The following is a 10017-nucleotide window of genomic DNA, read 5'->3' on the forward strand; positions in this document are numbered from 1 at the left end:
TCGGGTATTGGGCCGCAAGTTCGAAGTTTCGCTTGGAGTACTATGTTGCTGAATTTTCTTGCGTAATGTATTGCGGTTAAGGCCTAATAATTCGGCTGCTCGCGTCTGGTTGCCGCCCGCATGGTGTAGAACGGCTTCGATTAAGGGCTTCTCAACACAATTCATCACCATGTCATACACTGCACACGAAGGATTTTCGCCATCGAGATCCTTGAAATAATCGCCCACTGCCTTGCGTATATATTTTGCGACGTCGTTTTCGCCTAACAAACAATCATCTTCGTGTGTCATGCAGCCAGCTCCTCAACGTACTGTAGGCGTTCGCCGCCCTGTAATTGCCCATCAAAAAAATCATTTACCGCCATTAATTGCTCTGCGCTGCTTTCCAGTTGATTCATATGATGGCGAAAATGTGCAGAACCGATCAGCCCTTTGGTGTACCAGGAGATATGTTTGCGCGCCACGCGTAAACCCGTGTGCTCACCATAGAACGCGTAAAGTTCATATACATGCTTAAGCAGCACGCGATGTACTTCGTCCACTTGCGGTGCGGGTAAATGGGTGCCGGTCTTGATGAAATGCTCAATCTCACGAAACAACCACGGACGCCCTTGTGCTGCGCGCCCGATCATCACGGCATCCGCGCCAGTCTGCTGTAAAACATAGCGGGCTTTTTCCGGAGTGGTGATATCGCCGTTAGCGATAATAGGGATGTTGACGTTGGCTTTCACCGCAGTGATTGTGTCATATTCAGCATCGCCGGTGTAAGCGCAAGCACGAGTCCGCCCGTGAATGGCGAGCGCCTGAATACCGCTTGCCTCGGCGATTTGGGCGATACGAATTGCATTACGATTTTGCTTATCCCAGCCGGTACGTATTTTAAGCGTCACCGGCACGGCTACCGCACCGACCACTGCCTCCAATATTCGCGCTACCAGCACTTCATCCTGCAACAGTGCGGAACCGGCCATCACGTTGCAAATTTTTTTCGCCGGACAACCCATGTTTATGTCGATGATCTGTGCACCCTCATCCACATTATATTGAGCGGCCCGCGCCAACATTTTGGGGTCGGCACCGACAATCTGCACCGAGATGGGATCGACTTCGCCCTCGTGATTGGCGCGTCGCTTGGTCTTCTCGGATCCGTAGAGCAGAGAATTGGAAGACACCATCTCGCTCACCGCCATGCCTGCGCCCATACTTTTGCACAGCATGCGAAACGGACGATCGGTCACCCCCGCCATAGGGGCAACGATAAGGTTGTTTTTGAGGAGATAGGGGCCGATGCGCATGACGTTTTCCGAAAGGAGGTAGATTATAAATTAATCAAACGCCTCGTGCTATCATCACTCGTCCAGAAGTGAAAAAATATTTTAGCAATGACATTCGACGTCCTGATAATAGGCGGCGGTCTGGTTGGTGCCAGTCTGGCCGCAGCGCTTAAATCCAGCGGATTAAATATGGCTCTGGTGGAAACCCAGCCCACCGCCCCGCCAACTAATAATGAAGGCTGGGACAATCGCATTTATGCGATCAGTCCCGGCGGCGCTGCCTTTCTTACGCAGTGTGATGCCTGGCAACAACTGGATATGAAACGCGTGCAGCCGGTCGAAACCATGCACGTGTTTGGCGATGATGGCACGGAACTTGATTTCAGTGCATATCAACTGGGCGAGCCGGAGTTGGCGTTTATCCTGGAAAATCGTCAGCTACAGCAAGTGCTGTGGCAAGGGTTACAAGAGCAGGACAATCTAACGCTTTTTCACCCAGCTCGTTGTGCCAGTCTGGTCTGGCATGATGATGCCGCGCATCTTCAGCTGGAAGACGGGCGGATGCTCAAGGCAAAGCTGGTGGTCGGCGCGGATGGGGGGAACTCCTGGGTGCGACAACAGGCCGGTATCGTGGCACCGCCCACACTTTATAATCAGCATGGCGTAGTTGCGAATTTCACCGTCGAGAACGCACACCGCTCCACGGCCTTTCAATGGTTTCAGCCGGACGGCATTCTCGCCTTACTGCCTTTGCCGCAGCAGAGGGTTTCAATGGTATGGTCGGTAAGTTCGGAAAAATCAGAAGTCTTGCTGCAACTGTCGCATGAAGAGCTATGTGCACAAGTTGCTGAAGCCTCGCACCACACCCTGGGCGAACTGCGATTGGTCACCCCGCCCGCCGCTTTCCCGTTGCGTTTGTTGAGCCTGCCACAAATCATCAAACCACGTCTGGCGCTGGTGGGCGATGCCGCGCACAACATACACCCTCTTGCCGGGCAGGGCGTCAATCTGGGCTTCCGCGATGCACGCCAGCTAGCGCAAGTGTTGCTACAACGTGATGCACAACAAGACTGCGGTAACATACATCTGTTGCGTCGTTATGAGCGCGCGCGCAAGGAAGATATCCTCTCCATGCAGCTCACCACTGATGTGCTGCAAAAACTGTTCAATAATAGCAATCCGCTGCTGCGCGTCGCGCGCAACGTCGGCCTCGCGGCTACCAATCGGATTGTGCCGCTGAAAAAAATGCTCGCGCGTCACGCACTCAATTAACTTAATTCAGGAATTCATCATGATTAAATTGCTTCTGGTACTGCTTATCTCGTTTTCATTTTCTTATGCTCATGCTGATGATGCAGCCAAGGTCAAAGACCTTCTGCAAAAGCAATATCCACAGCTTGGCAAGATTGATAAAACCAACAATGCCAATATTCTTGGCTTGTATGAAGTGGTGGCGCAAGGCCAGCTTTTTTATACCGATGAACAAGCACGGTATCTCATCAGCGGTAACATTATTGATCTGAAGACCATGAGCAATCTAACAGAGGAGCGCTCACGCAAATTGCTCGCGATAGACTTCAACAGCCTACCCTTCGATCTTGCAATAAAAAGAGTAAAAGGTAACGGTAAACGGAAGATGGCATATTTTAGCGATCCGAATTGCGGCTTCTGCAAAAAGCTGGAAGCCGAGTTGAAGAATGTGGACAACGTTACCCTGTATCTATTCATGCTATCCATATTCCAAGGTTCCGACAAAAAGGTAGAAGGTGTTTGGTGCAGCAAGGATCAGGTTAAAGCGTGGGACAATTTGATGCTGAACAACGTGTCGCCACCTGTGGGAAAATGCAACGCCCCTACCGCGAAATTAATGGAACTAAGCCAAAAATTAAACATAAATGGCACCCCGGCGCTGTTTTTTACTGATGGTGTTCTGGTTTCCGGATTCAGACCTGCTGCAGTATTGGAAAAATCCTTGAATAGCAACTTGAGTCGCTGATTATTCTTGCATTGTTCCCCGTTTGACTGAATGGTGATGTCTTTGTAGGTAAGGGTTGGCCGGTCAGATAGTGGCGGGAAAGACGAGCCCTCATTTTAACTACAAGAAAAACGATGGGCAGATTTAATAAATTCAATCGAGTCTGACCCTTGGCACTCATGACCTTTTAGGCGTCGTGCACTTTCGGCGCTTGTGAAAATTGGGGGGATTTATAGAGGTGCCCTTAACGTGCCCCCTGAACAAGTCACATTCGCCATCAACCAAATGAACCGTCGGCCCAAAAAATGCCTGGACTGGAAAACTCCGCATGAGGTATTCTTTGGACAACCCGGCACATGGGCGAAGCCAGCACTGAATGTCCAACTTCGACTGTTAATCCAAGAGTTTAATTCAAAGAAAATTAGATTGTTAAGACAATTTATACCCGTTCGGGTTGATGAGCCAATAGAACAGGCTATAATAACTTTTTTCTTAAGTATCCAACGACTACAAACTCATGGCAAACGACGACAAACTCACACCTAGTAAAGACGACCAGACTAATCCTACTATCGACAAGTCATCATCCCGTAAAGACATGCCCCTGATTCCAATGGCCGACTGGGATATTGATGACAATCCCCCTTTGGTTCCCGATTATCCCGATGTTCCCAAGGCTCTTAACGAGAACCCAAATCTCGTTGCTGACCCCAGAAATTATCCAAAGAAAAAACCGGTTAAGCGTGAAACCCACCCTTCTGGGTGGACAGATATGTCGCATATTTTGCCACCGGAAATACACCCCTTATATAAAAAAGCATGGCTCGGCGCGCTTGAGCTGAATAACCGGGTGGTTATGGCGCCGATGACCCGCAGCCGGGCTGCGCTAGGCAACGTACCGAATGCCATGAATGCAACTTACTACTCTCAACGCTGTGGCGCCGGACTGATAATTTCAGAACCGACTCAAGTTTCTGATCAGGGGATTGGTTATCCGGGTACACCGGGCATTTCCACTCGCGAACAGATTGATGGCTGGAAATTGGTAACTGCCCACATTCGCAGAACGGGGGGCAGGATTTTTATGAACTTGTCACATGTTGGTCGAATTTCACATCCATCGCTGCAGCCATTCCAAAGTGTGCCAGTTGCCCCTTCTGCTATTCAGCCGGCAGGGGAAGTTTTTACGCCAAAAGGAATGGAGCCCTTCGTTGTACCTCGCGCGCTAGAAGTTGCAGAGATGTCGAGTATTGCCGAGCAATATAAGCAAGCTGCGCGGAATGCTGAAGAGGCATGGCTAGACGGCATAGAAATTGATGCCGCGAATGGATATCTGCTCGACCAATTTTTGCGAGATAGTACGAATCAACGGACAGACGAGTACGGTGGCTCAATCGAGAACCGCAGCCGCTTGCTGTTTGAAGTAATTAAGGCGGTATGCAGTGTGTATCCATCTCAAAAAGTTGGCGTCCGTCTGTCCCCAGTCAATCCATTAAACGACATTTCCGACTCAACACCGCAAGAGACATTCGAATACGTAGTCGAACAGTTGAATCGTTTCGATCTGGCGTATATACATGTAGTTGAGGAACATCCTTCGACATTCGATTTTCAGCGCTTACGGACCTTGTTCAGAGGCAAATACATAGCCAATGGCGGTTACGATGCAGCGCGTGCCGAGGCAGCGATTGTTGGGAAGACCGCTGACTTTGTGTCATTCGGTGCTCTCTTCATCGCCAACCCAGATTTACCATTGCGGTTACGGGAACGAAGAGATTACAACGCACCAGATATCGCAACGTTCTATGGCGGCGAAGCTGCTGGCTACATCGATTACCCGTCGCTATCATATTAGAGGCGCCGTACATGGTGAATTGTGCTTAGCAACAATAAGCACAATTCACCATAAAATGGAGTGGTTTTTTAATGTTGGGCTCTTGGCAGCCTGTCGGACTTAAATTTTCGATACGATTCTTTAAGGCCGACGGCTGCTAGCATTAAGCGTCCCTGATGATAGGGGAAAACTTAGGGGAGTTGTGAGTGCGTGGATGGAAACACGGATTTTAAGGCTCCAGCTCAACTTGGCAATTGACTATTCTTCAAGCAAATGAATTCGATAAAGACAAAAGCAAATTTTATAAAAAAAATTGTCATTGTGGCGATAACTTTAATCGCTCTCTGCACTGCTTATCTGTGGGTTGCTTTAACCTGGAGCTATTCAACCGGTGAACGAACTGGATATGTTCAAAAGTTTTCAAAAAAAGGGTGGGTCTGTAAAACATGGGAAGGTGAATTAAGCATGATGTTTCTTCCTGGTCAAGTACCTGAGAAATTCCTATTCTCTGTAAGAGATGAAGCCGTTGCAGGCAAGCTCAATCGAAGTCTCGGTAAAAAAGTGAGTCTCGATTACGATCAACACAAAGGACTTCCGACAAGTTGTTTTGGTGACACGGAGTTTTTTGTTTTCGATGTCAAAACTATAGAATAGCTTCAGATTGGCACCTTGTAGGAGTGCATCATTGAAAAACAAGGAAAATTTATAAATAGTCAACGCTGAAATAAACATAACTCGTTGATGTAATGTTGTATTATGTTGTTTTTATGCTATAATTTCGTCCAGTTTTAAAGGCGGATTCAAGTTCGAAGTGCAACTGCCTTTGCTGAAGCAGCATAGCGCCTAGTCTTGTTAAGGGCACTTCTATAAATCCCCCCAATTTTCACAAGCGCCGAAAGTTTACTACGCCTAAAATAGGCACAGCCATTCGACGACCCCCACCCCGTGCAAAACGGCCTGTTTGACCTTCAAAACCGTTACGCCGGCCTCTGAAGCAGGCGACCCGCTGGAGCGGCTCAACGCCGTCATTGACTGGGAGATGTTTCGCTCCATTCTCTCCCGCATCGACCCCACTGAGCGCAAAAGCGCAGCCGGACGCAAGCCTACCTACCGTGTGCTCATATTCAAGATGCTCATCCTTCAACGCCTGCATGGATTGTCCGACGAGCGCCTGCAATACCCAGTCAGCGACCGCCTGTCTTTCATGCGTTTCCTCGATCTTGATCTGGCAGGCAACATACCCGATGCCCGCACCGTGTGGGCATTCCGTAAAGCACTCAATGAGACGCTGATTCGTTTGAAGTGTTGGACTTCGACAAGATCGGTTCGCCTGTCGCGCAGGCAATGGCAAAAAGGGGGGATGACCACTCAAAATAGCCGACATTGGCTGGGGGAAATGAACAAACCGCCGTAGATTTTGTAAGTCTCACCGGAACATCATCAAAAAAAGAAATTTGATGACGGCGGGTGAGAATTTATGGGATTTATAGAAGTGCCCTTAATGTCGCGGCCTGAGATCAGTGGGTGACAAATAGTAAAGACGGGCATGTTTCCGCTTAGGGTTGAAAAGGTATCAATTTTCTCGGTTATCTTCTTTGATTGCCTGCGTTGTCTGAACAGTCCTCCTTACAACTCATGGATGCCGATGATGCGATCCAAGTTTACGCGAATGTCACAGTTGGCCGGATTGCTAGGCCGTAGATATGAGCCATGGGTTTCGTGGGTTCACTATGCACTGTTTAATCTCGACGTCCAGACGGACGCTCTCTCGCCTTTTCGGACTTCATTTTTCCAGCTTATCTCGATCTGGGTTGAATAGATTTGGATGTATTACGCTATACTTCACAAATTAATTCTCTCCTGCATCAGATAGGGACATGTTTAATTATCGAATTATAAATAGGGGGTTGCAAGTGAATAAAGAAACAGGACTGATATTTTTTGTAGCAATCATCCTCACCGCGTGTGGCAGCGTACCTCCACGCAAAGAAGAAATGCGCAGTTCACCCGCTCCCGTAATCGAAGCACAACCTACATCGGCTACCCCGATTGCCCAACCCAATCGTGGCGGATATTTGGAAGGTGACAGCCCTGGTACTGATGCGCCCGCTAATTTGGATACCATCCCCAACGCAGTACCACGTGCTGAACCGTTGCACCGTTTTGCTAACAGCCCATATACCGCTTTAGGAAAGACGTACACACCTTTAACTGCGCCTGGCAAATTTACAGAGCAAGGTATTGCTTCCTGGTATGGTAAGAAATTCCATGGTAAGCGCACCGCTAGCGGTGAGATATATGATATGTATGGCATGACTGCCGCCCACCCTACATTGCCTGTACCCAGTTACGCGCGCGTAACTAACCTTAGTAACAAAAAATCGGTAGTGGTGCGAGTAAATGACCGAGGTCCATTTCTGCGTGAGCGCATCATTGACCTATCTTATGTCGCCGCACATAAACTTGGTATTTTAAATATGGGCAGTGCTGAAGTGTTGGTGGAAGTAGAAAACTTGGTGGCAGACAGCAATCTCCAGCCTATAGAAATAACGGATTCGGTAATTGTTACCCCCTTGAAGCCAGCAACTGCAATATCTGTTTCAAGCGAACCGGTAGCGAGTGGCAATGTGTATCTGCAATTGGGTGCTTTCCGGTCACAGCAGGGCGCAGAAAGTTTTCTTGGACGTATGAATATTGAATTTGAGGGTAGCGGTAAAAGCGTCGAGTTGTACCAGAAGGAAGATGGTATGGTGCGCGTTCATATTGGCCCCTATTCTACACAGGATGAGGCGCGCGCTATCGCAGAAAAGTTACAATCGCGTTTGGGCTTTAAACCTTTTGTGGTTCTTCATTGAATAAGGGGCGAAATTTAATTATTGAGTGCGCCGAATATTACTCAGTTAATGAATATATTGCATTTTTATTGTACAAAGTTTATTAAAGCCCGTAATTTAGTGTTGGTATTTACTGCGCAATTTCAGCAGACTCAACTACCACTTTATATAATTGTGCTTCTTGCGCCGAGGCCACTTTTACCCTAACTGGAATTTGGTTACGTTTACCTGGGGCTAGGCCATCGGTAATCTGCATTGGTGCACTTTGTGTTACAGCACGGCCAGTTTTCGCATCGTATTTCACCACTCGCACTTGCACGCGGGCAATTGGTATGGCGGTGTTATTTTGCACAACCGCATACAAGTTACCAGAATTGTCCGCTTGCACACCTGCTTGAATATACTTAGCTGGGTTGCGTGGTAAATCTAAACGTACGCCACGTGCTGAAGCGTCTTTACCAATATCAGAATTCGAATCCGCTGCGATTTGGTAATGCTGTAAAGCAATATCAGTTTGGCTGCGACTTTCCGCAAGTTGACCAAGTAATGCATGTCCAGGCGCGGTCGGTAATAATTCGTTGGCACGTTTAAGATAAGGCTCGGCTTCAGCCTTTTTTCCCATATTAAATAGTGTGATGCCGCTTTGTATGTATGGCTTAAAGTAGTCCGGTTGCAATTTTATGGCTTTGTCGTAATAGCTCAAAGCCTCTTGTGGCTTTTTTTCTGATAGCGCAATATCGCCCAATAGTTCCTGAAAGTGCGCCTCACGTGGCTCACCTGCAATGGCTTGTTTGGCAAAGGCGGTGGCTTTTGCAGTATCTTTTGCCGCCAGTGCCTTTACGCCATCGTCATAAGCTTTATAAGCGGCTCTGCTAGCCTTAAGCTTACCGACCTTTTGTGCATAAATTTCTTTGCCCCATTCACCGCCCGCGCCTAGTCTTGCCAGCGTTACTTTGTTAGCGGCTACGCGTTCAGGTGAAGGAGGATGGCTAGCAAATAAACCATCAATAAAACCACTTTTACGATCAGCACTTAAACGCACAAAAGTTTCCTGCAAAGTGACCGCTGCCGTTGGGTCATAGCCCGCTTCTTTCATGTATTGCATGCCGTATAAATCTGATTCACTTTCAGCGTCACGCCCATACTTGCTAGTGGTAAGTTGCGCGCCTAACTGCGCCCCACCAACAATGAGGTTAGCGTAGTTGCTATTTTGAGTGCCAATTCCAATGGCAACCATCGCCCCTTGCATCAGCACGCCGCGTTCCATACTTTTTGCACCGTGGCGCGCCGCTGCATGCACCATTTCATGGCCCATGACAGCGGCTAGTTCGGCCTCACTATTTAGTTCATAAAGTAACCCACGATTAAAAGCTATTTTTCCGCCTGGCATTGCCCAGGCATTAGGTGTTGAGTCGTTGATAATTGCATATTCATAAGGCAATTTACGGTCAGAAACGGCAGCCAACTTGTCTCCCACGCTCTGTACATAGGCGGTGAGTTCAGGGTCTATGACATAGTCGCCACCTTGCGATTGGCGCGCGGGCGCGTAATTCTGTTTCCCAATTGAAATTTCCTGTGACTCTGAAACGAATTGAAATTCTCTTTTCTGGGTAACGGGATTCGTGCCGCAAGCAGAGATTAGTAGCGATAGTGACGCTACTAGCAATAAGGATAAAGATTTATTTTGATTTTGTGTGAACACGACGAGCTCCAATAAGTGTAATTAAAGCATGACGAAATAATATGGTAATTAGGGCAAAACGTAACTAAAGTTTAGCGTTTAAATAATTTTAAAGACGTTATCACTTTTATGATTACAGCGATACTCAATTTCTTTCAAATACATAGAAAATGGCGAATGTTCAGTCGTACCTTGCCATCCAGGTAAAATATTGGGTCAAGTTGTTTGATTAATGACATGAAATAAGGGATTTAGTCGCTTGATCATTGCATTTAAGAAAGGATATCGAATTAACAAATTGAAATAGTAAATGCCTGTAAATTTATTATTTATCAGAAATTTTAACTAGTTATTATTTATATATTTTCACTGCTGTCCGGTTAAATGAATGGTCAAATCGCTGGAAGCCATGATTGACG

The 10017-nt window shown here is 47.5% G+C and carries 8 protein-coding genes and 1 pseudogene; 6 read left to right on the forward strand and 3 right to left on the reverse strand.

Annotation, left to right across the window (positions count from 1 at the left end; translation table 11 throughout):
• Window positions 1-42: 42 nt before the first annotated feature.
• Together MJ769_RS09415 and dusB are read right to left on the reverse strand one after the other, a co-directional pair.
• Window positions 43-291 (reverse strand): annotated as a pseudogene (locus MJ769_RS09415) (helix-turn-helix domain-containing protein); the annotation flags it as partial.
• Complete coding sequence (gene dusB, locus MJ769_RS09420; RefSeq protein WP_239236745.1) at window positions 288-1295, reverse strand: tRNA dihydrouridine synthase DusB; 1008 nt, start codon at window positions 1293-1295, stop codon at window positions 288-290. The pseudogene MJ769_RS09415 and the gene dusB, both read right to left, overlap by 4 nt.
• Before the next feature lie 87 nt (window positions 1296-1382).
• Between dusB and MJ769_RS09425 the strand changes: the two genes are divergently transcribed.
• From MJ769_RS09425 to MJ769_RS09450, 6 genes are all read left to right on the forward strand, one after another.
• Entirely contained in the window at window positions 1383-2546 is a 1164-nt protein-coding gene (locus MJ769_RS09425; RefSeq protein ID WP_239236747.1) for a UbiH/UbiF family hydroxylase, read from the forward strand.
• Between the two features lie 19 nt (window positions 2547-2565).
• A complete protein-coding gene (locus MJ769_RS09430; RefSeq protein WP_239236748.1) occupies window positions 2566-3270 on the forward strand; it encodes a DsbC family protein in 705 nt (234 codons plus the stop codon).
• Between the two features lie 496 nt (window positions 3271-3766).
• Window positions 3767-5104 (forward strand): alkene reductase, encoded by a 1338-nt coding sequence (locus MJ769_RS09435; RefSeq protein WP_320412159.1) that lies wholly within the window; start codon window positions 3767-3769, stop codon window positions 5102-5104.
• A gap of 252 nt (window positions 5105-5356) precedes the next feature.
• The gene (locus MJ769_RS09440) at window positions 5357-5737 is read left to right on the forward strand and encodes a hypothetical protein (RefSeq protein ID WP_239236750.1); all 381 of its coding nucleotides are present in this window, start codon (window positions 5357-5359) and stop codon (window positions 5735-5737) included.
• 307 nt (window positions 5738-6044) lie between these two features.
• Window positions 6045-6497, forward strand: a complete 453-nt coding sequence (locus MJ769_RS09445; RefSeq protein WP_239236751.1) for a transposase — start codon at window positions 6045-6047, stop codon at window positions 6495-6497.
• 499 nt (window positions 6498-6996) lie between these two features.
• Window positions 6997-7938 (forward strand): septal ring lytic transglycosylase RlpA family protein, encoded by a 942-nt coding sequence (locus MJ769_RS09450; RefSeq protein ID WP_239236753.1) that lies wholly within the window; start codon window positions 6997-6999, stop codon window positions 7936-7938.
• A 109-nt stretch (window positions 7939-8047) separates the two neighbouring features.
• Here MJ769_RS09450 and MJ769_RS09455 read toward each other — a convergent pair whose 3' ends face one another.
• On the reverse strand, window positions 8048-9619 hold the full coding sequence (locus tag MJ769_RS09455) for a M48 family metalloprotease (RefSeq protein ID WP_239236755.1): 1572 nt from the start codon (window positions 9617-9619) through the stop codon (window positions 8048-8050).
• Window positions 9620-10017: the final 398 nt, after the last annotated feature.

Origin of the sequence: Candidatus Nitrotoga sp. BS, assembly GCF_927797785.1 — a bacterium.
Taxonomy (GTDB): Bacteria; Pseudomonadota; Gammaproteobacteria; order Burkholderiales; family Gallionellaceae; genus Nitrotoga.